General features: G+C 72.0%; 2 protein-coding genes (1 of these 2 only partly in view). Both read left to right on the plus strand.

What is annotated here, in order from left to right:
* Window positions 1–69: 69 nt before the first annotated feature.
* A complete protein-coding gene (locus tag IEV93_RS10345) occupies window positions 70–8,193 on the plus strand; it encodes a non-ribosomal peptide synthetase (protein ID WP_188489378.1) in 8,124 nt (2,707 codons plus the stop codon).
* On the plus strand, window positions 8,142–24,991 hold the start of the coding sequence (locus IEV93_RS10350; RefSeq protein WP_188489380.1) for a non-ribosomal peptide synthase/polyketide synthase. It continues 24,481 nt past the right edge of the window; only the first 16,850 of its 41,331 coding nucleotides appear in the window; it begins with the start codon at window positions 8,142–8,144; its stop codon lies beyond the right edge, outside the window. The genes IEV93_RS10345 and IEV93_RS10350 overlap by 52 nt, the downstream gene beginning before the upstream one ends.

A 24,991-nucleotide genomic window follows, 5' to 3' on the forward strand; every position in this document is an offset into this window, starting at 1 on the left:
GGCCGAGATCTATGGGTCGGGAGAATCGGTGAGCGGATCATGGTTGCGCCAAGCAATGGGGGACGATCGATGGACGGCGAGCGCGTCGCCGGTCCGACGACCGATCCCATCCCGCTGACCGCTGCCCAGAGGGGCATGTGGTTCGCCGAGCGACTGCACGCCGACTACTCGGTCACCGTCGCGCACTACCTGGACATCCGTGACGAGGACCGACCCCTCGACCGTGATCTGTTCTGTGCCGCCGTCGTCGAGGCGGCTCGGTCCCTGGAGTCCGCCTTCACCCGCATCGTGGTCGTCGACGACGTCCCGATGCAATGGGTGGACCCGAGCGTCGATTTCCGTGTCGAGCCCCTCGATCTGCGTTCCGAGCCGGACCCGGTCGCGGCCGCGCGTGCGTGGATGGACGCCGATCACCGGCGGCCGATGAACCTCGACACCGATCGTGTGGCGATCTCGGCGCTCATCCGCGTCGCCGACGACCGTTGCTTCTGGTACCTGCGGGGCCACCACATCGCCTTCGACGGTTTCTCGGCGCTGACCAGCCTGCACGAGGGCGTACACCGCTACAACGCGATGCTGGCCGGCGCCGAACACGTCCCGCCCGCCCGGGCCTCCCTGGCCGAGATCTCGGCCGACGACGACAAGTACGCGCAGAGCACCCGCCGACAGACCGACCGCGAGCACTGGGTCGCCCGCGTCGCCGATCTGCCCGAGGGGCCGACCCTGTCGCGCAGGGCCACCACCGCAGCCCTGTCACCCGCGAACGTCATGGCCAGCAGGCGGGTCGATCGCGATCGACAGGACCTGGTCGACTCGACGGCCGCGGCGGGGAACACCTCGGCGGCGGCTCTGCTGATCGCCGCGTTCGCGGCGTACCTGTCGCGGATGACGAACGTCGACGACGTCGTGCTCAGCCTGCCCGTCACCGGCCGGGCCAGCGCCCGGGTGAAGCGCGGGAGCGGCATGGTCGCCAACATGCTGCCGGTCCGGATCGACGGTGTCGTCGGCGCGACGGGGCGCGAGCTGATCTCCCAGGTGCAACTCGAACTGACCGGTGCCCTCCGGCACCAGCGGTTCCGCTACGAGGACATCCGACTCGCCGCGGGGATGGCCGACGCCACCGCGGCGTCGTTCGGTCCGATCGTCAACCTGGTCTTCTTCGACCGCCGTATCGAGATCGACGGGGCCCGGGCCGACTACCACATCCTGTCCTCGGGAACCCTGGACGACCTGCGGATCAACCTCTACCAGGCGAGTCCGGGCGAGTGCCTGGTCGTCGACCTCCACGGCAACCCCAACCTGTACGACCAGGCCGAACTCGACACCCACCTCGAGCGCTTCCTGCTCTTCGCCGACCGCCTGATGTCGTCACCGGAGACGCCGGTCGCCGCCCTCTCGGTGCTGCTCGACGACGAGCACGACGCCCTGATCGCCCGAGGCCGCGGACCCCGCCGTGCCGACACCCCCGGTGAACATCTGCTCGCGGGATTCGAGGCGCAGGCCGCCGCCACGCCCGAGGCCGTCGCGATCGAGGCGACGGGGGTGACGCTGACCTACCGCGCGTTCGCCGACCTGCGCACCGACCTCGCGCAGCGGTTGCGCCGTGACGGCGTCGTGGCCGGTGATCGCGTCGTCGTCGCCCTCGACCGGGGTGTCGCCCAGGTCGCCGCGGTCTACGCCGTGCTGACCCTCGGTGCGGTCTACGTCCCGGTCGACCCGACCGACCCACGGGAACGCCGCGAGAGGATCGAGACCACCGTCGATGCGCGGCTGGTGGTGGATGCGGCGTACCTGACGTCGATCGACTTCGATCCCACCCGCCCGGCCCCCGACACGGCCGATGTCGCAGAACTCGCGATCGCACCCGGCGGTGCGGCCTACGTCATCTTCACCTCCGGTTCCACCGGCACACCCAAGGGCGTCGAGGTCGGACACCGTGCGGTGCTCAACCGGCTCGACTGGATGCAGGACGACCACCGGATCGACGGTTCCGACGCCGTCCTGCACAAGACGCCCACCACCTTCGACGTGTCGGTCTGGGAACTGTTCTGGCCGTTGCGCACCGGGGCGCGCATGGTCATCGCCCGTCCGGGCGGACACCGCGACCCCGACCACCTGCACGACCTGATGGCCGAGCGCGGCGTGACCGTCGCGCACTTCGTGCCGTCCATGCTCGACGTCTACCTCGACGTCGTGTCGGCCGACGGTCGGGCGGTGTCCCTGCCGCCGTCGGTGCGCGTGGTGTTCACCTCCGGAGAAGCCCTCGGTGCGGCCACCGCGCAGCGGCTGCTGACGTCGTCGACGGCGCACCTGGTCAACCTCTACGGCCCGACCGAGGCGGCGGTCGACGTCACCGCTCACCGCGTCGCGGCGGGTGCCGACCCCGTGCCGATCGGGCGCCCCGTCGCCGAGACCGAGGTCTATGTGCTCGACGCATCGCTCCGACCGGTGCCCGCCGGGGTCGCCGGGGAGCTCTACCTCGCCGGCCGACAGCTCGCCACCGGCTACGTGGGCGCCCCCGGGATCACGGCCGACCGATTCGTCGCGAACCCGTTCGACGGCACGGGCACGCGGATGTACCGGACCGGTGACCTGGTGCGCTGGAACGCGGTCGGGGAGATCGAATACCTCGGTCGCACCGACCTCCAGGTCAAGATCCGCGGACGTCGCGTCGAACTCGGCGAGATCGAGTCGGTGCTCACGATGATCCCCGGCGTCGAGGCCGCCGCCGTGCTCGCCCGCTCCGACCTCGGGCCCGCGGTCACCCTGGTGGCCTACGTCCGCGGTGCCGCCGACGTGCTGGACGTCGACGCGATCGCCGACCGCTGCCGTCGTCGTCTGCCCTCGCACATGGTGCCCGCGGCGATCGTCGTGCTCGACGAACTCCCCGTCACCTCATCGGGAAAGCTGGACCGCCGCGCGCTGCCCGCGCCCGTCCTGCGCTCCGACACCCCCCATCGGGAGGCGGAGTCGGCGGTCGAGATCGCGCTCGCCGAGCTCGTTCGCGGCCTGCTGCGGGTCGAGCGGGTCGGTATGCGCGACAACCTCTTCGCACTCGGCGGCGATTCGCTGATCGCGGCCCGGCTGGTGTCGGTGGCGCGCACCGAACACCGGCTCGCGATCGACCTGGCCGACGTCTTCGACAGTCCCTCGATCGGTGAGCTCGCCGCCCGCACCCAGCCGGTCGCCGACGGCGCCGCCGCGTCACCATCGCTCCCGCGTCCCGCGTCGATCCCGCTGTCGCACGCGCAGACCCGGTTGTGGTTCATCAACCGGATGGACCCGTCGGCCCCGACCTACAACATGTCCGGAGCGGTTCGCCTGGGTGCCGACGTCGACGTCGCGGCGTTCGCCGCGGCGGTGCGCGACGTCCTCGAGCGGCACGCGATCCTGCGCACCGTGTTCCCGTCGGTCGACGGCGAGCCGGTGCAGCAGGTCCTCGACATGGCCACGGTCGCCCCCGGTGTCGACGCTCACGTTCTCGATGCCCAGAGTCTCGGTGCGCGGGGCATCGGTGAGCGCCCCGCGTCGACCGTCGACGTCGGGCGTGCCGTCGCCGACCTGGTCGGGACCGGGTTCGACCTCGAGCACGAGATCGGGTTCCGCGCACACCTGCTGGCCACGTCCGGTCACGGCGCGACGTCGGCCGAGTCGGTCGCGGTCCTGGTGGTCCACCACATCGCCGCCGACGGGCAGTCGCTGCGTCCGCTGATCGGCGACCTGCGCCACGCCTACGATCGCCGTCGGGCCGGACTCCCGCCCGAGTTCACGCCTCTGCCCATCGACTTCGCCGAGGTGGCGCTGCGCCAACAGGCCCGTCTCGGTGGCCTGGCCGACCCCACCCCGGTGCTGACCGACGGCCTCGAGTTCTGGCGGCGGGAGCTCCACGGTGCCCCCGGTCTGCTCACCCTGCCCACCGACCGACCCCGCCCGCAGGTCGCCGACGGCCGCGGCGCGTACGTCGACACCATGCTCGACGCCGATCTGTCCACCGGGATCCGGCGCCTGGCCACCGATCTCGCGGTCACCCCGTTCGCGGTCCTGCACACCGGGCTGGCCGTGGTGCTCAGCCGACTCGCGGGCACCGACGACGTCAGCATCGGCAGCGCGATCGCCGGTCGGGACGACCCGGCGACCGCCGACATGGTCGGCATGTTCGTCAACACCGTCGTGCTGCGGTCCCGGATCCGTCCCGCGCAGTCCGTCGCCGACCTCGTGACCTCCTCGCACCGGGGAATCGCCGGCGCGATGGCCCACGCGGAGGTCCCGTTCGAGCGGGTCGTGGACGCTTTGGCGCCACAGCGTTCATCCGGGTACGCCCCGCTGTTCCAGGTGGCGCTGACGATGCAGTCGGATCCGTGGGCCGGCCTCGCGGACCGCTCCGACGTCGACGCCGGGCTCGAGGCGCGGGTCCCGGCCGCGAAGTACGACCTGACCATCACGGTCACCGAGCCGGCCGACCGGACGTCGTCGCGCGGCTACGCGGTCGAGATCAACTACGCCACCTCGCTGTTCGACGAGCCGACTATCCGGACGCTCGGCGATCACCTGCGCCGCGTGCTGGGCGCAATGGTCGCCGCACCGTCGGCGCCGGTGGGTCGCATCGGACTCCTCGACGACCGGCACGCGATCACCGCCACGTCGTCGGTGTCGTCGAACCCCCGGCGCACGCTGTCCGAGCTGCTGGCGGCGGGCGCCGCCGCGGCCGATCCGCACGCCCCGGCCGTGTCGGGCGCGGTGTCGATCACCTGGGCGGTCTTCGAGGCGCGGACCAACGAGTTGGCCCGCGAACTCATCTCGAGAGGCGTCGGTCCCGGTTCGATCGTCGCGATCTCGATCGGACGGTCGCACCACTCGGTCATGGCCGTCGTCGCGGTCGCCAAGACCGGCGCGGCCTTCGTCACCATCGATCCCCGTCAGCCCGATTCCCGTCGTGCCGCCCTGATCGCCGACAGCACCGCGGTGCTCGGACTCACCATCTCCGAGCTCGGCACGCCGCCGTCGGACGGGCGGGCCATCACCTGGCTGGCCATCGACGAGGTGTCGTTCGAACTCGGTCTCGCCGGGCACAGCGGGTCGCGCATCCACCCGTCCGAGCTGCGTCGGCCCGTACACATCGCCGATCTCGCGTACCTGCTGTTCACGTCGGGCTCGACCGGACGACCCAAGGCCGCCGCGGTGACCCACGCCGGCCTCGCCGACCTCGTCGCCACCCAGGCAACGGTGCTCGGCTGCGACCGCACGTGCCGCGTGCTGCACGTGGCGTCGCCGAGCTTCGACGTGTCGCTGTTCGAGATGATCATGGGACTCTGCGCGGGCGCGGAACTCGTGATCAGCCCGCCGGACGTGTTCGCCGGACCCGAACTCGCCGCGCTCATCGCCGAGCGGGGCGTGACGCACGCGGTCATGACGCCTTCGGCGTTGGCGACCATCGAGCCGTCGGAGGTCCCGACCCTGCGGATCCTGGCGAGCGCGGGCGAGCAGTGTCCGCCGGAGGTCGTCACCCGATGGGCCGGCGCCGGTCGCCACCTACACAACTTCTACGGCCCCACCGAGGCCACGATCACCGCGACCACCTCGTCGGCGATGCGGGTCGGTGAACTGGTCACGATCGGTCGCGCCATCGACGGCATGACCACGCTGGTCCTCGACGACTGGCTGCGCCCGGTCCCCGCGGGGGTCGCCGGTGAGCTGTACCTGGCCGGGCCGGCCCTCGGTCGCGGCTACCACGACCGACCCGGCCTCACCGCGACGCGCTTCGTGGCCAACCCGTTCGACTCCGGTGCCACCCGGATGTACCGGTCGGGTGACCGCGTGACCCGCACCGTCGCAGGCGATCTCGTCTATCACGGGCGCACCGACTTCCAGATCAAGATCCGTGGTGTGCGCGTCGAGCCGGGTGAGATCGACGACGTCCTGACGTCGATCGACGGCGTCGAGGCCGCGCTCACCGTCGCCACCACCACCCCGGGCGGGGAAGAGGTGCTCGTCGCCTACGTGACGCCCGCACCGGGTCGGGTCCTGGTGCCGCACCACGTCGTCGACGCGGCTGCGCGCGCGCTGCCCGCGTACCTCGTCCCCCGCACCGTCGCCGTCCTCGACGAGTTCCCGTTGACCACCGTCGGCAAGATCGACCGGTCGGCGTTACCGCCGGTGACCCTGACGGCGTCACCGGACTCGGTGGCCCCGCGCAGCCAGCTCGAGTCCGTCGTCGCGGGCGTCTTCGCGCAGGTGCTCGGGGTCGACTCGGTCGGCGTCTACGAGAACTTCTTCGCCGCGGGCGGCAACTCGTTGTCGGCCACCAAGGTGGTCGCGCGGCTCGAGACCCTCCTGGACCGGCGGATCTCGGTGCGGACGTTGCTGGAGAACCCGACCGTCGCCACGCTGGTGGGTGCGGTCACCACCGCCGACGTCCGCGGACCCGTCGCACCGCCGCTGACGGTGCGTCCGCGGTCCGAGGTCGTCCCGGTGTCCGGTGTGCAGCGCAGCATGTGGCTGGTCAACCGTGCCGATCCGGACTCGTCGTCCTACAACGTCTCCCTGGCGCTGCGACTGAGCGGCGGCCTCGACGTGCCCGCGCTGCGCGCCGCGATCACCGAGCTGGTGATGCGCCGCGAGACGCTGCGGACGACGTACCCGCTGCTGGGGGGCGAACCGGTTCAGGTGATCCGCCCGGCCGCCGCGGTGGCCGACGATTTCGTGGTCCCGCTCGTCGACCTCACCGCCCGGCGTTCGGTCGCCGCCCCCGAGGAGATCCCAGCCGCGATCGCGGCCGTCACCGACCGCGGCTTCGACCTCACCACGGGTATCCCGGTCCGGGCCGCGGTGGTACGCGTCGGCCCCGACGACCACCTGCTGGTGTTCGTGGTACACCACATCAGCGCAGACGGGGCCTCGTTGATGCCGCTGGCCCGCGACCTCGTCGACGGCTACACCGCCCACCTCGACGGCCGTACGCCGCCGCCCCAGCGCCTCCCGCTGCACTACGCGGACTGGGTCGTGTGGCAGCGCGAGCGGCTCGCCGCGGTCGGAGACGACGGGGTGACGCACGCCGACCGGCAGTTGGCCTACTGGACGCGTCGCCTGGCCGGGGCGCCCGACCGCATCGCCCTGCCCACCGACCGGCCGCGGCCGACGTCGCCGAGTTCGCGGGGCGACGTGCTGGACTTCGAGATCCCGGCGCAGGTGGTCGACGCACTCGAATCCATTGCTCGCGAACACAACAGCACCCTGTTCATGGTCGTCCACGCCGCGTTCGCGGTGTTGATGTCGCGGTTGTCGGGGCACGACGACGTCGTCATCGGGACGCCGTACGCCGGTCGCGACGACGAGACCCTCGACGACATGGTCGGGATGTTCGTCAACACCCTGGCGTTGCGTACCCGGGTGCGGTCGGGGGAGGGGTTCGACGAGCTGCTGCACCGGGTGCGCGGGGAGGACCTCGCCGACACCGCGCACGCCGACGTCGCGTTCGACGAGATCGTTTCGCGGGTGGTCGCCTCGCCCTCCGGCTCGCACAACCCGGTGTTCCAGGTGATGTTCGCGTTCCAGAACATCGTCTTCCCGACCGTCGAACTCGACGGTCTGCGGATCACCCCGGAACCGCTCTCCTCGGTGGCGGCCAAGGTCGACCTCGAGTTCATGCTGTTCCCGGTCGACCCGAGTGGTGCCGACCGCGCCGGGGCCATGGCCGGTCGGGTCATCTTCGCGACCGACCTGTACGACGCGACGACGGTGGAACGCATCGTCGCCCGCTACGGCCAGGTGCTGCGGGCGGTGGCCGCGGATCCGACCCACATCGTCGGTGACATCGACATCGCGCTCGACCGCCCGGCCGATCCCGCGGTCCTCCTCGGCGCCATCGAGGAGTCGGCGGCGGGTGCGGGCAGCGATCCGGCCGATCTCGCGCACCTGGTGGCGCAGGCCACCGAGATCGACCCCGACGCGACCGCCGTGGAGTACGGCGGTGTCGAGGTCAGCTTCGCCGAGATCGATTCGATGGCAACGGCACTGATGATGACGCTGCCCGACGGCGACGCGTATGGTGCTCTCACCATGGCCCTGACCGCAGTGGTTCCCGAGATCGCCGACGGCGGTGTCGAGGTCCTCGACGCCGCGCTGGGGCAACTGCAGGTCAATGCGTGTCGGATCGCCGGCGCCGCGACGGCGCCGGAAACGGCCGACCGGGCGTGACCGCGATCGGTTCCGAACCGCCCCAGGCGCCACCGAGGCACCGCGCCCGTCCGTCCACCCAGTGGCTCGTCGCGCTCGCGGCGTCTCTCGCCCCGACACAGGTGGCGTTCCACGGCGCGCGCAAGCCCGTCACCTTCGCCGACCTACGGGCCAAGATCGACGCGACGGTGGCGATGTTGGCCCCTCGCGGCATCGACGCCGAGGCCGGGGTCGGGGTGGCGGTCACCGGGCTGCTCCCCCGTACCGGTCTCGCGCCCGCGGAGGTCGCCGCCGCGACCACCGCCACCGTCGCGCTGATCCGGTCGAGCGCGAACGAGATCGCCGGGACGAACGACTGGGAGTCGGTGTCGGGTCGGTTCCGGTCGGCGGTCCACCGCCATCCCGCACGGACCGCGGTCACCGACCTCGACGGCACGGCGCTGACCTACCGCGAGCTCGACGAACGGTCGGACCGGGTGGCGGCCGGACTCGTCGCGGCCGGAGCCGGTCCGGAGATCCTCGTCGGCGTCGCGCTGCCCCGGACGGCGGAGTTGATCGTCACCCTCGTCGCGGTGCTGAAGACGGGCGCGGCGTACCTCCCGTTGGACCGCTCGCATCCGCTGGCCCGTCTGCACGGCATCGTCACCGACGCCGAGCCACTGCTCATCGTGACCGACACCGAGACGACGGCGTCGTGGGAGCGGCTGGGGGTGCCGCTGACGACGGTCGGCGATCTCGACGGCCCGACCGCTCCCGGCGCCTCGGACACCGCGCTGCCGCTTCGGATCGACGGACGACATCCGGCCTACGTCATGTACACCTCGGGTTCCACCGGCAACCCGAAGGGCGTCGTCGTCACCCACGACGCGGTCGTCACCCTGCTCGAGGGGCTCGACGACATCTACGACGCGTCCGCCGACGACGTGTGGTCGATGTTCGCGTCCTTCGCCTTCGACGTCTCCGTCGGTGAGATCTGGACCGCGCTGACGACCGGTGGGCGACTGGTGGTCCTCGACCACGTGACGACGCGCTCGCCGGACGATTTCGTGGCCGCGCTCGAGCGCGAGCACGTCACGATCGTCAACCTGACACCGTCGGCGTTCTATCAGCTCGGCGCGGCGCTGCGCGACCGGCCGGTCGGCCGGATGCCGCGCTCGGTACGCCGGATGATCTTCGCCGGTGAGGTCCTCGACGTCGAGCAGGTCCGTCGGTGGCACTCCGACCGCCTGCGCATCGACGGCGAGCCCGGACCGCAGCTGAACAACATGTACGGCCCCACCGAGACCACCGTCTACATGACGCGTCGCGAGATGACCGCCGAGTTCGCTTCGGCGGCAACCGCGTCCGACATCGGCATCGCGACCCCGGGCAGTGAGGTCCACGTCCTCGACGCGCGTCTGCGCCCGGTCCCCGACGGCGTGCCCGGCGAGATCTACGTCGCGGGCCCGCAGGTCGTCCGTGGGTACCTCGCGCGCACCGACCTCACCGCGGGTCGGTTCGTCGCCAACCCGTTCACCGACACCGGCGAGCGGATGTACCGCACCGGCGACGTCGTCCTGGTGCGCGGCGACTCGTACGAATTCCTCGGTCGCAGCGACGATCAGGTGAAACTGCGTGGCTACCGGATCGAGTTGGGTGAGGTCGAGGCGGCACTGCTGGCCGCCGACGGCGTCGGCTCCGCCGCCGCGGCGATCCGGCAGCGTGGCGACCTCCCCGAACAGCTCGTGGGCTACGTCGTGGCCGCGCCGACGACCGGTGGCGACCTCGACGTCGCGGCCGTGCGTGCGGAGGTGGCCACCCGCGTCCCGGACTACATGGTCCCCGACGTCGTCATGGTGCTCGACCGACTCCCGTTGAACGTCAATGGAAAACTCGACCGCGGTGCTCTGCCCGTGCCGCAGGCGGTCACCCACGACGACGCGGAGCCGGCCGCGACCGAGGCCGAGAGCGCGTTGGCGCACCTGTTCGCCGAGGTCCTCGAGACCGACCGGGTGGGTGTCACCACCTCCCTGTTCGACCTCGGGGGCAATTCGCTGGTGGCTGCGCGGATCGCCGCACGCAGCGCCGACGCCCTCGACGTCGCCGTCACCGTCCGCGACATCTTCGAGGCCCCCAGTGTCCGGGCGCTCGCACAACGACTCTCGGCGCGATCGACCGTCGGACGACCGCCGCTGGTCCCCATCTCCCACGAGGGTCCGGTGCCGCTGTCGGATGCGCAGCGCCGCATCTGGTTCCTGGCCGAACTCGACCCGCACAGCGTGGGGTACAACATCCCGCTGGTGCTGCGGTTCCGCGGTGACCTCGACGTCGCCGCACTCGACCGCGCGTTGCGTGACGTCATCGATCGCCACGGCGTGTTGCGCACCCGGTTCGCGACGACCGACGGTGTGCCCGAACAGGTGGTGCTGCCGGTGGGCGACCACCACCCCGATGTCGCCATCGACCCGCCGATCGATCTGCGCCACAACGACACCGCGTCACGGACCGAGGCGATCCGGGCGATCGTGGACGCCGAGTTCGACCTAGCGGTCGCGCCGCCGTTGCGGGCACGGCTCGTCCGCGTCGCCGATCTGGAGTTCGTGTTCGTCGTCGTGGCCCACCACGTCATCAGCGACGGCGGCTCCTTCGGCCCGCTCGCGCGGGACCTGATGACCGCCTACCGGGCGCGCTGGAACGGGACGGAACCCGATTTCGCGCCGCTGCCGGTGCAGTACGTCGACTACACGCTCTGGCAGCGCGCGGTGCTCGGCGACGACTCCGACCCCACCTCCCTGGCGGCGCAACAGCTGCGCTTCTGGACCGAGCAACTCGACGGCATCCCCGATCTGATCGACCTGCCGCTCGACCGACCCCGACCCGCGGTGGCCTCGAGTGCGGGGGCCGAGTACGCGTTCGTCGTCGACGCGACGACCGTGGCCGGTCTCCGGCGCGTCGCCGACGACTGCGGCGCAACGATGTTCATGGCCGTCCACGCGGTGTTCGCGGTGCTGCTCGCGCGGTCGGGAAGAACCGACGACGTGGTGATCGGCACCGCCATCCACGGACGCGGCTCGGCCGAACTCGACGACCTGATCGGGATGTTCGTCAACACGCTCGTCCTGCGGACGCCCGTCGACCGTGGCGCGGGCTTCGTCGAGCTCCTGAACCGGGTGCGCACCACCGACATCGCCGCGCTGGACGCGACCGAGGTCACCTTCGAGCGGCTGGTCGACCACCTCGACCCCGAACGCTCCACGGCGCACGCCCCCCTGTTCCAGGTGGCGCTGGCGTTCCAGGACACCGGGCAGGTCCGTTTCGAGCTGCCCGGCCTGACCGTCGCCGGCGTCGACACCGACGTCACCACGACCAAGTTCGATCTCCAGCTCACCGTCTCCGAGGGTGCCCAGCCGCACGACACCGGGCACGGCGGCGCCCTGTCCGCGGTGTTCACCTACGCCACCGCGCTGTTCGACGAGTCGACGATCGCCGAACTCGCCCGGCGGCTGACCGCGGTGATCGCGGCGGTCGGAGCCGATCCGAGCCGTCCGGTCGGTGACATCGACGTCCTCTCGCCCGAGGAGTCCCTGGCGCTCACGACCGTGGCGGGCCCGGCCTCGGTCACCCCGCGCACGCTGCCTGCGATCCTCGCCGACGCGGTCGCCGCGCATCCCGACGGGATCGCGATCAGTGCCGCCGGCGTCGAGCTCACCTTCTCCGAACTCGCGACCCGAGCCGATGCGGTTGCCGCCGTGCTGCGTTCGGCCGGGGTGGCCGCCGGTACGCCGGTGGGCCTGGCCGTCGGTCGATCCGTCGAGGCGTTGGTCGGGTTCTGGGGCATCGCGGTGGCGGGTGCCGCGGTGGTCCCCGTCGACACCGCCGCACCGTCCGACCGCATCGCCTCGATGATCTCCGACGCCGGTCTGCGCGTCGGACTGACCACCGCGGGAGCGCGCGACGGTCTGCCGTCGTCGATCGACTGGTTCGACCTCGATGCGCTCCCGACGCCCGACGCCGACCACCAGACCGGTGGGGACGAGCCGCGTCTGGACGACATCGCGTACGTCGTCGTCACGTCCGGGTCGGCCGGTCGGCCCACGGGCGTCGCCGTCACCCACCGCGGACTCGCCGACGTGGTCGCCGAGATCGCCGACCGCTTCGACGTGACCCCCGCCTCGCGGGTGCTGCAGTCCGCGTCCCCGGGTGTCGACGCGTGGGTCTTCGAGGTGCTGCTCGCCACCGCGTCGGCCTCGACGCAGGTGATCGCGCCGCCGTCGATCCGCGGCGGTGCCGAGCTCGCTGGCCTGCTCGCCGAGCAGCACGTCACCCACGCGTTCGTGACCCCTGCCGCCCTGGCCACCGTTCCCTCCGACGACCTGTCCGACCTGCGGGTCCTGTGTGTGGCGGGCGAGATCTGCGCGCCGGAGTCGGTGCGCCGGTGGAGCCGTGGCCGGCGGATGTTCGCCATGTACGGCCCGTCCGAGGCCACGATCTGGAGCACGTCGACACCACCGATGACCGCGGACGGGCCCGTCGGCATCGGTGCGCCGATCACCGGGGTACGGGTCGCCGTCCTCGACGACCGTCTGCGTCCGGTACCCGCCGGCGTCACCGGCGAGCTCTACCTCTCCGGATCCTCGCTGGCGAGTGGCTATCTCGCCGCGCCAGGGCAGACCGCGGGCCGTTTCGTCGCCGACCCGTCGGGTGCACCGGGCGAGCGGATGTACCGGACCGGTGACCTCGTCCGGTGGCGCCGTGCCGGAGACCGGTCGACCGACGCCGGGTGGGAACTCGAGTTCACCGGCCGCACCGACCTCCAGCTCACGATCCGCGGGTTTCGGGTCGAACCCGCCGAGATCGACATCGCCCTGGGCGAGGAGCCCGGAGTCGAGTTCGCCGCCACCCTCGGGGTCGACGACCCGGCCTCCGGTACGACCACGGTGGCGTCCTACGTATATCCGCGGGCCGGGCACACCCTCGACGCCCGCACGCTGCGCGCCGGACTGGCGAATCGTCTCCCCGCGCGGATGATCCCCGCGTCGATCACCGTGCTCGACACGGTGCCGCTGACGTCGGCGGGCACGCTCGACCGTGACGCCTTGCGCGCCATCGTCGGCGAACCCACACCGACCGGACACGGCGACCACGTCCCACCCGCCACCGACTCGGAACGCGTCGTCGCCGACGTGTTCGCCGACGTCCTCGGCGTCGACAGTGTGTCGGTCGTCGAGGACTACTTCGACCTGGGCGGCAACTCGCTGTCGGCCACCCGGGTGACCGCGCGCGTCGGCTCGGCGCTCGGTGTCACAGTGCGGGTCCGCGACCTGTTCGACGCACCGTCGGTCCGCGCCCTGGCGGCGCGCCTGGACACGCGGGAGCAGGGCATCGAACGTGCCGAACTCCGCCGCCGCCCTCGCCCCGAGACGATCCCGCTGTCGTTCGCGCAGCGACGCATGTGGTTCATCAACCAGTTCGACACCTCCTCGGCCGGGTACAACATCCCGGTGACGGTGCGCCTGCGCGGACCGCTCGACGCCGACGCGATGGCCCGCGCGCTCGCCGATGTCGTCGAACGCCACGAGGTCCTGCGCACGATCTATCCGGCCCAGACCGCCGCGACCCAGACCGCCGAACCGACCTCAGATTCCGAACCCGCGCAGCGCATCCTGGACCCGATGACCGCGCGCGCGGCGCTCGACTGGGCCACCGTCGGCGCCGACGAGGCCCGCGATCACCGCAACCAGGGCTTCGACGTCAGCCTCGACCTGCCCATCCGGGCCCGACTGGCCCGGATCGGCGACGACGACCACCTGCTGGTCATCGTCGCGCACCACATCGCGTTCGACGGCGAGTCCGCGCCCGTGTTGGCCCGTGACCTGGCCGTCGCCTACGCGGCGCGGGTCGAGGGTGCGGCGCCGGAATGGGTCCCGCCGCGTGTGCAATACGCCGATTACGCACTGTGGCAACGAGATCTGTTGGGTGACGCCGGCGACCCCGATTCGGAGATGTCGCGCGCCCTGGCCCACTGGACCTCCCATCTCGCGCACCTGCCGGACATGCTGCGCCTGCCGTTCGACCACCCACGTCCGGCCGTCCCCACCATGCGCAGCGGATCCGTCGAGTTCACGGTGCCCGCGGCCACCCGCGCCGCGCTGCGCCGACTCGCGCAGGCACACGACGCGTCACTGTTCATGGTCACCCACGCCGCGCTCGCCGCCCTGCTGGCGCGGGTGTCGTCGACCGGCGACATCGCCGTGGCCACCCCGGTCGCCGGACGTGGTGCGGCCGAGCTCGATTCGCTCATCGGGATGTTCGTCAACACCCTGGTGCTGCGGACCGAGGTGGACCCGTCCGCGGGGATCGACGAGCTGATCACGCAGGCCCGCCGCGTCGACCTCGACGCGTTCGCCCACGCCGAGGCACCGTTCGAGCGGGTCGTCGACGCCGTCGACCCGGTGCGCTCGGAATCCTTCGAGCCGCTCGCGCAGGTGTTGTTCGTCTACGACGCCGCGGCGCCGCTCGCGGCCCGCATCGGCGAGATCGAGATCGAACTCGAGGCCCCCGGCGACGACGCGGCCAAGTTCGACCTGACCGTCGGCGTCACCGACGGCCTCACCGTCGACGCGGACATGACCGGCGTGATGATCTACGCGGCAGATCTGTTCGACCGCTCGACCGTGCAGGCGTTCGTCGACGCGTTCATCCGCATCCTCACCGCGTTCGGCCGCACCCAGAACGGCATGGGAGAACCCGTCCGCGCGATCGGGGACATCGCGATCCTGCCGCCCGAGACGATCACCGAGCAGACCGCGGCCGCGACCGGCCCCGTCGTCGATCTGCCCGCGACCACCCTCCCGGATGCTTCGCGGGAATTCGGCTCGGCCCACCCCGACCACGTCGCGCTCGTGACCGACGACAGGACTGTCACCCACGGCGAGTTCTGGATGCGAGTCGCACACCTCGCCCGCGACCTCGTCGACGTCGGGATCGGGCCCGAGGTCGCGGTGGCGGTGTGCATCCCGCGGTCGATCGAGATGCTGATCGCGGTGCACGCCGTGCTCGCCGCCGGCGGCCAGTACGTCCCCGTCGACCCGGAGGCACCGGCCGACCGGGCCGAGCACATGCTGCACACGGCGGCCGCGCAGGTCGTGCTGACCGGTCCGGGGGCGCTGCCGCAGGCCGTCCGGACGACCGGGTTGCGCCGCATCGTCGTCGACGCCGCCGCCGGATTCGACACCGGATCGGATCGTGGGCTCGCGCTCACCGACGCCGACCGGACCGCACCGTTGCGTCCCGACCACCCGGCCTACACGCTGTTCACCTCCGGCTCGACGGGGCGGCCCAAGGGCGTGACGGTGTCGCACCGCGCGGTGGCCAACCGCCTGCGTTGGGGGCTGGCGACCTTCCCGATCGACGACTCCGACGCCGTCGTCCTCAAGACCCCGTACACGTTCGACGTCTCGGTGCCGGAGCTGTTCGCGCCGCTGATGGCAGGCGCGCGACTCGTCATCGCCCGCCCGGACGGCCACACCGACCCCGACTATCTCGTCGACCTGCTCGATCGGGAGCGTGTCACCTCGGTCCACTTCGTCCCGTCGATGCTGTCGGTGTTCCTCGACGTCGTCACCCCCGCCCGTCTCGCCCGTCTCACCTCCCTGCGGTACCTGTTCTGTTCGGGTGAGGCGCTGTCGGTGTCGGTGGCACGTGCGGCACGACGGGTCCTGCCGTGGGCCGCACTGCACGACCTGTTCGGTCCCACCGAGGCCGCCGTCGAGGTCGCCCACCAACCGCTCGGGTCGGTGGGGGAGACCGTGCCGATCGGCCGGCCGGTGTGGAACACGCAGACCCTCGTCCTCGACCAGCGCCTGCAGATCGTGCCCGCCGGTGTGGTCGGTGAGCTGTACCTCGGTGGCCCGCAGCTCGCGCGCGGCTACGCGGCCCGGCCCGATCTCTCCGCCGAGCGATTCGTGGCCAACCCGTTCCCCGGCGGTGCGGCCGGCGGTCAACGCCTCTATCGCACCGGCGACCTGGTGCGGCGCAACGCCTCCGGGGAACTCGAGTACCTCGGCCGCTCCGATTTCCAGGTCAAGCTGCGCGGCCAGCGCATCGAACTCGGCGAGATCGAGGCGGTGCTCGCCGGGGCGGACGGTGTCGTGCACGCAGCGGCCGCGGTGGTGCCCGGACCGGGCGGGACCGATCATCTCGTCGCCTACCTCGCAGGCCGCTCGGGCGGCGACCTCGCGGGGACCGGTGCCGACGACCTCGTCACCCGTGCCCGTGCCGCGGTGGATTCCGCGCTGCCGGAGTACATGCGGCCGACGGTGTGGACCGTGCTCGAGGACGTACCGCTCAGTGCGGCGGGCAAACTCGACCGGCGCGCCCTGCCCGCCCCCGACTTCGGTCGCGGTGTCGGTGCCGACGAGTCGATCGTGGAGCCGGCCACCGACGACGAACGGGTCATCGCCCAGGTGTTCGCCGGGGTGCTCGGCGCCGACCGCGTCTCGGTGACCGCCTCGTTCTTCGCGCTCGGTGGCGACTCGATCATGTCGATCCGTCTCACGTCGCTGCTCCGCGCGGCCGGGTACGCGGTGACCCCGCGCGACATCTTCACCGCGCGCACGGTGCGGGCTCTGGCCCGGGTGGCAGGCACACACGGCCACACCCCGCTCGACGAATACGACGGCGGTGCAGTCGGACCGGTGACCATGACCCCGGCCGTGGCGTGGATGCTCGACCTCGCCGAGGGCGCCGACGATGTCGCCGAGGCCGTCGCCGACTTCTCCCAGTCGACCGTCCTCGCACTGCCGGACGACGCCGACACGAGCGCCGTACGTGCGGTGATCACCGCGGTCGTGGCCGCGCACCCGATGCTGACCGCGTCCCTGCGATCCGTCGACGGCGCGTGGTCGCTGACCGCGGGCGCGGGCGACCCCGACGACGTCCTCGTCCGCGTCGACGACCCGGACGGCGACGATCCGACCGGTGATGCGGACCCCACGGACGACCTCGACGCCCGGGTGCGCGCGGCACACGCGAGCGCACTGGCGAGTCTGGATCCTGCGTCGGGCCGCCTGGTCGCCGCCGTCGGGGTACGCGACCCGGCCGGTGGCGGTCGGCTCGTGGTCGCGGCCCACCACATCGGTGTCGACGCGGTGTCGTGGCAGACCATCGTCACCGGGATCGCCTCGGCGTGGTGGCAGCACACCACCGGCCGGCCGATCACGGTCACGTCGACCGGTACGTCGTTCCGTCGCTGGGCCGGTGTGCTGAGCGAGTTGTCCACCCGTGAGGAGCAACTCGCGCTGTGGGATGCGCACCTGCCCGCGCCCCTGCCCATGTCCGGGGCCGACCACGCGCCCCGGTTCTCGCTCGACCCCGCCCGCGACCGCATGTCGGCGGTGCGCACGGTCCGCACCGTGGTCCCGGCAGAGATCGCCGACGCAATCCTGGCCTCGGTGCCGACGGCCTTCGGGACCCGGGTGGACACCACCCTGCTGGCCGCACTGGCCGCGGCGCTGACCGACGACGCGGATGATCAGGTGTCGATCCTGGTGGAGAACCACGGACGCGAGGAGCACATCGCCGCCGGTGCGGATCTGTCGGAGACGGTCGGGTGGTTCACCGCCTTCGTGCCGGTGACCGTCGCGACCCCCGCGGGGACGCCGATCGTCACCGTGGTCAAGACGGTGAAGGATGCGGTGGCCCGGATGCCCGACCGCGGTGTCGCCTTCGGGCCGCTGCGATACCTGCGCCCCGACTCCCCACTGCGGGACCGTCCGCTGCCGCCGGTGAGTTTCAACTACCTCGGCGTGCTGGGCGACGCCTCGCGGGCCGACGACGCCGTGCCCGCCGCCTTCGCCCCCGCACCCGACGCCCCCTCGCTACCGGCATCGATCCATGGTCGACTGCAGGCCCTCTCGGTGCTGACCGTCACCGTCGGTGCGGTCGACGGTGGCTCGGTCGACGGTCGCGGGGGACGCGAACTACGGGCCGAGTTCGCCTATGCCGCGGGTGCTCTCACCGCCGATGAGGTCGGCGAGATCGCACGCCGGTGGGGGGAGAACCTCGCCGAGATCGTGCGTAGGACCGCGGCGGCCGACCCCGGTCCGAGTGAGACCGACCTCGCATCCACCGGTCTGGTGCAGGCCGAGATCGACACGATCCTGCGCGAGCGTCCCGGCGCCCATCTGTGGCCGCTGACCCCGTTGCAGCAGGGTCTGTTCTTCCAGGCCGAACTCGCCGCCGGATCCCGCCTCGGTGCCGGGCGCGACGAGATCGACGTCTACGTCACGCAGTCGACCATCACGTTCACCGGCGATCCGTCGGCGTCGTCGATGCGTGCCGCCGCGCACGCCCTGCTCGCCCGACACCGGGTGCTGCGATCGGCGTTCGTCCGCACCGAGTTCGGACGTGCCGCGGTGGCGGTCGCGCCGCACGTCGACCCCGACTGGCAGAGCATCGACCTGATCGCCGACGAGCCGACCGCGGCTACGGCACAGGTCACCGACATCGCCCGACGTGAACGCACCGCGGGCTTCGACCTCGGTCGGGCGGGCCTGATCCGGTTCGTCCACGTCCGCCATCGCGGCCCCGACGGCGAAACCCTGGTGTCGCTGATCATCTCGGCGCACCACCTCATCCTCGACGGGTGGTCGGCGCCGATCGTCCTGACCGAACTGCTGGCGTCGGCGTACGGCATGCCCGGTGAGGCCCGCCCGGCCGAGGAGCCGGACTTCGGGACCTACCTGGAATGGTTGGAGGGCCGCGATCAGGGTGCGGCGCTGTCGGTCTGGCGTGCTGCACTCGACGGGATCGACGGACCTACGCTGGTCGCCCCCGGCCATGTCGCGACCACGCAGTCGCCGCCGCGTGATCGCGTGTTGATGCTCGACGCCGACCTCACGGCCGCACTGACGACGACGGTCCGCGCGCTGGAGGTGACCACCAGCACCGTGGTGCAGGCGGCCTGGGCGATCCTGCTGGCCCGGATCACCGGGCAGCGCACCGTGGTCTTCGGCGAGACCGTGTCGGGCCGTCCGCCCGAGATCGACGGTGTCGCACAGATGATCGGTCTGTTCATCAACACGCTGCCGGTCGCCGCCACCGTCGATCCTGATCAGACGCTCGCCTCACTCGTCGACGACCTGCACCGCCGCAAGACCGCCGTGCTCGACCACCAGTACGTCGGTCTGGGGGACATCACCTCCGCGGTCGAGGCGTCGGTGCTGTTCGACACCCTGACGGTCTACGAGTCGTACCCGATCGACTCGGCCGCCCTCACCGCTGCCGCCCGCGACGCCGACGGACCGACCATCCGCGACGTGTCGGCCACCGACGCGACGCACTATCCGCTGAACCTGATCGCCGCCCCGGTCGGCGACCGGTTGCAGCTGACGCTGAAGTACCTGCCGTCGGCGTTCGACGACGCGCAGATCGATGTGTTCGGGGACGCGGTGATCGCGATCCTGCGCGCCGTCGTCGACCGCCCGACCGCAGCCGTCGGCGAGGTCGAGCTGGTCTCCGACGTCGTCGCCGACCGGATCGCGGCATGGTCGGTCGGGCCCGCGCTGCCATCGGACACCGGCGCGCAGACGCTGCTGCCCGACCTGATCGCCGCACAGATCACGCGGACACCCGACGCCACCGCGCTCACCTCCGACGACGGGTCGCTGACGTACCGGGAGTTCGGTGCGCGCGTGCACGCCCTGGCCGAACGCCTCGTCGAGGCCGGTGTCGGGCCGGATGTCGCGGTCGCCGTGTCGATCCCGCGATCGATCGAGATGGTGGTGGCCGTCCACGCCGTCGTCACCGCCGGCGGGCAGTACGTACCGCTCGACGTCGACGCCCCGGCCGAGCGCACCGACCACATGCTGACCACCGCGCGGGTGCGCGCCGTGATCCACGCCGATCCCGCAGCCGACGGTGGCCTCGCGATCACCCCGAACGGGACCACCGCACCTGCTCGCCCCCGTCGGCTGCTGCACGCCGACGACGCGGCCTACACGTTGTTCACCTCCGGCTCGACCGGACGCCCCAAGGGCGTCACCGTGTCGCACGCCGCGATCGTCAACCGTCTGCGCTGGATGCAGGCGGAGTTCGCCCTCGACGCCTCCGATGTGGTCCTGCACAAGACCCCGGTCACGTTCGACGTGTCGGTGTGGGAGCTGTTCTGGCCGTTGATGACCGGCGCGTCGATGGCGATCGCGCGCCCGGGCGGCCATCGGGACCCGGCGTACCTCGCCGACCTGATCGCGGCGCAGCGGGTCAGCACCCTGCACTTCGTGCCGTCCATGCTGTCGGCCTTCACCGAGGTGCTCGGCACCGACCTCGCCGTCGCCTGCGGGTCGGTCCGACAGGTCTTCACATCCGGTGAGGCCCTGACCCCGGCGCTGGCCGCCACCACTACGCGCGGTCTGCCCGGCGCGCGGCTGCACAACCTCTACGGCCCCACCGAGGCCGCCGTCGACGTCACCTGGCACGAGGTGACCGCCGGGGCCGCCACGGTGCCCATCGGCCGCCCGATCGCGGGGACCGTCACCCGGATCCTCGACGCGCGCCTGCAGCCGGTTCCCCCGGGGGTCATCGGCGAGCTGTACCTCGGTGGCGTCCAGGTCGCCCGCGGCTACGCATCCCGGCCGGATCTCACCGCCGACCGGTTCGTCGCCGATCCACTGGGCGATCCGGGCGTACGGCTCTACCGCACCGGCGACCTCGTCCGGTGGACCTCCGCCGGGGACATCGACTACCTCGGCCGCGTCGACTTCCAGGTCAAGCTGCGCGGGCAACGGATCGAACTCGGCGAGATCGAGGCCGTCGTGGCGGGTGCCCCGGGCGTGGTGCTGGCCGCGGTCACGGTCGCGACCGCGCCCGACGGCGGGGCGCAGCTCGTCGCCCACGTCACCGGTGACGTCGACCTGCAGGCGGTGTCGGACGCGGTGGCGCGGTCGCTGCCCGCTTTCATGCGCCCGAGCGTGTGGTCGGTCCTCGACGAGATGCCGATCAACTCGGCGGGCAAGGTCGATCGACGGGCCCTGCCCGAGCCGGTCTTCGACGGCGCGGTCGCGGGGACCGAGTTCGTCGAGCCCGTCGGCGTCGTCGAGGAGCGGATCAGTGCGGTCATGGCCGAGGTCCTCGGGGTCGAGCGGGTGTCGGCCACCGCCGATTTCTTCGACATCGGCGGTAACTCGCTGTCGGCGACGCGGGTCGTCGCCCGGGTGTCCGATGCCCTCGCGGTCGCGGTCGGTGTCCGCGATCTGTTCGACGCGTCGTCGGTGCGTTCGCTGGCCCACCGGGTGCGCGCTGCCGATGTCACGGTGGTCGAACCGTTGGTCGCCCGGGAGCGGCCGGCGACGATCCCGCTGTCGCCCGCGCAGCGGCGGATGTGGTTCATCAACCGGTTCGACCCGTCGTCGGCGGCCTACAACATCCCGTTCGCCCTGACCCTGCACGGAACCGTCGACGTCGACGCCCTGCGCGACGCCCTGTCCGACGTCATCGTGCGCCACGAGACGCTGCGGACGGTGTTCCCGCAGGGGCCGGACGGTGTGGTCGCGCAGCAGATCCTGGATCCGGCGGAGCTCGACCGCGACGCGTGGTGGTTCGCGGCCGGTGTGAGCGATCTGACCACCCGTCCGTTCGACGTCACCGTCGACGTCCCCATCCGCGCCGGGGTCGTCGAGACCGGGCCCGACGACCATCTGCTCGTCGTGGTGCTCCACCACATCGCGAGCGACGGGGAGTCGTTGGCGCCGTTGGCCGGTGACCTCGTGACCGCGTACGCGGCGCGGGTGGCCGGGGTCGCGCCGACGTGGACGCCACTGCCCGTCCAGTACGCCGACGTCACCCTGTGGCAGCAGCGTGTCCTCGGGTCGATCGACGATCCGACCTCCGTGCTCGGCGAACAGCTCGAGCGGTGGCGGACCCGACTGGCCGGACTGCCCGGTGTCCTGGAACTCCCGACCGATCGTCGGCGTCCCGCGGTCGCCTCGATGCGGGGTGCGGTTGTCCCCATCGACATCCCGGCGGCCGTCGCCGCCGAGATCGACGCGTTCGCCGCCCGACGCGGCGCCACCGTCTTCATGCTGGTGCACGCCGCCCTGGCGGCCGTCCTGGCGCGGTTGTCGGCGACGCGCGACATCGCCATCGGCACCCCGGTCGCCGGTCGCGGCCGGACCGAACTCGACCCGTTGATCGGGATGTTCGTCAACACCCTGGTGCTGCGCACCGAGGTCGACCCGGCCGCGTCCTTCGCCGAACTGCTCGACCTCGTCCGCGCCACCGACCTCGACGCCTACGCCGGCGCCGACGTCCCGTTCGAGCACCTCGTCGACCTGCTGGCGCCGACCCGCTCCGAGGCCCACGCCCCCCTGACCCAGGTGCTGTTGACCGTCGAGCAGCACGCGGCCGACGGATCCGGCGGCGCAATCGATCTCCCCGGACTGCGCATCACGCCCGTCGACGCCGGCGACCCCGCCGCCCGGTTCGACCTCACCGTGGGACTGACGCTCTCGCGTGACGATGCAGGCACGCTGGTCGGGCTGACGGGTTCCGTCATCTACGCCACCGATCTGTTCGACGCCGACACCGGCGCCGGTATCGCCCGCCGCCTCGTCGACGTGCTCGCCGCCGGGGTGGCGGAGCCGACGCTGCCCGTCGGCGACATCGACATCGTCGACGCGGGCGAACGCCGCGAGGTCGCGCGCTGGTCGGTCGGTGCGCACCGCCCGCTCGAGACCACGAACCTCGCCACTCTCGTGGCCCGTCAGGTCGCGGCGACCCCGGATGCGACTGCCCTGGTGTTCGGCGACCGCACGGTGTCCTACGCCGAGTTCGGTTCCCGTGTCGCGACGCTCGCGCGGACGTTGGTCGCGTTCGGGGTCGGCGCGGACGTGGCCGTGGCGATCCGGATCCCGCGGTCGATCGAGCTGCTGGTCGCGATCCACGCCGTCGTCGCCGCGGGCGGGCGGTACGTGCCGATCGACCCCGAGGCGCCGTCCGAGCGCGCCGCGTACATGATCGACACCGCGCGGGCCCGTCTGATGCTGATCCCGGCGGGGTCGACGGTCGCGCTGACCCCGGGTGCGACGTACGCGTTGCTGCCCGTCGACACCTCGGCACCGGTGGATGATCCGGCGACGCTCGACGACGACCGTCTCGCCACGGCGCACCCCGACGACGCCGCGTACACGTTGTTCACGTCCGGCTCGACCGGACGGCCGAAGGGCGTGACGGTGACGCACCGCGCGATCGTCAACCGGCTGGCCTGGATGCAGGAGCGGTTCGCGATCTCCGCCGACGACGCCGTGCTGCAGAAGACCCCGGTGACCTTCGACGTGTCGGTGTGGGAACTTTTCTGGCCGTTGCTGTCCGGGTCGCGGATCGTCATCGTCGAACCCGACCGCCACGGCGATCCGGGTCATCTCGCGCAGGTGATCGAGCGCGAGCGGGTGACCGTGGCGCACTTCGTGCCGTCGATGCTGGCCGCGTTCGTCGACGTGGTCGCCACCGGCGGGGCCGCCGACCTGAGCGGCCTGCGCGCGGTGTTCGCCTCCGGTGAGGCCCTCCCGGCGGGCACCGCGCACGCGATGCGCGCGCTGACGCCGCAGGCGCGACTGCACAACCTCTACGGCCCCACCGAGGCCGCCGTCGACGTCACCCACCACGAGGTCGTCGACGGTGAGACGACCGTGCCCATCGGTCGGCCCGTGCCCAACACCGTCACCCGTGTCCTCGACGACCGGTTGCGTCCGGTGCCACGCGGGGTCGTCGGTGAGTTGTATCTCGGTGGCGTGCAGGTGGCCCGCGGGTACGAGTCGCGTCCGGATCTCACCGCCGAACGCTTCGTCCCGGATCCGATCGCCACAGACCCGGTCGACCCCGATCCGGATGTTCCCGGTGAACCCGGTGGTCGGCTCTACCGGACCGGCGACCGTGTCCGGTGGAGCGCCGACGGCGAGCTGGAGTACCTGGGCCGCACCGACTTCCAGGTGAAGCTGCGCGGTCAGCGGATCGAACTCGGCGAGGTCGAGGCCGCGATCGCGGCCGCACCGGGCGTGCGTGAGGTGACGGTCACCGTCGCCGTCGCACCGGACGGCAGCGACCAGCTGATCGCCTACGTCACCGGCGCGCCCGACGTCGACGAACCGTCCGCCGTCGCCGCGGCCACCGAGACCCTGCCCGCCTACATGCGGCCGTCGATGTGGATCGCCCTCGACGCGATGCCGCTGACCGCGACGGGCAAGGTCGATCGACGCGCGCTGCCCGCACCCGAGTTCGGATCCGCGCACCATGTCCCGGCCGAGGGCGCGGTCGAGGAGATCGTCGCCGCCGTGTTCGCCGCGGTGCTCGGCGTCGACCGGGTCTCGGTCACCGACAACTTCTTCGACATGGGCGGCAACTCGCTCTCGGCGACGCGGGTGGCCGCGCGCGTCGCGGATGCCCTCGGCCGGGAGGTGGGGGTGCGGGAGGTGTTCGACGCCCCCAGCGTCCGTGCGTTGGCGGCCGGGCTGGACTCGGCCGAACGGGTCGATTCCCGCCCCGTCGTCGCCGTCTCACGGCCGGAGCGGATCCCGCTGTCCGACGCGCAACGGCGCATGTGGTTCATCAACCACTACGACACGTCCTCGCCGGTGTACACGATCCCGTTCGCGCTGCGCCTGCGTGGCGACCTCGACGTCGACGCCCTGCGCGCGGCCGTCGCCGATGTCGTCGCCCGACACGAGATCCTGCGCACCGTCTACCCACAGGACCGCGACGGTGCGGTGCACCAGCACATCTGGGAGGCCGAACGCGCCGCGGCGGAACTCGACTGGGCGGTGTCCGACACCGACGACGAGGCGTTCGC

The organism is Williamsia phyllosphaerae, from assembly GCF_014635305.1.
Lineage (GTDB): Bacteria > Actinomycetota > Actinomycetes > Mycobacteriales > Mycobacteriaceae > Williamsia_A > Williamsia_A phyllosphaerae.

Coding starts and splice junctions, on each gene's coding strand:
- IEV93_RS10345 (WP_188489378.1), top strand. CDS start 70: ATGGACGGCGAGCGCGTCGCCGGTCCGACGACCGATCCCATCCCGCTG.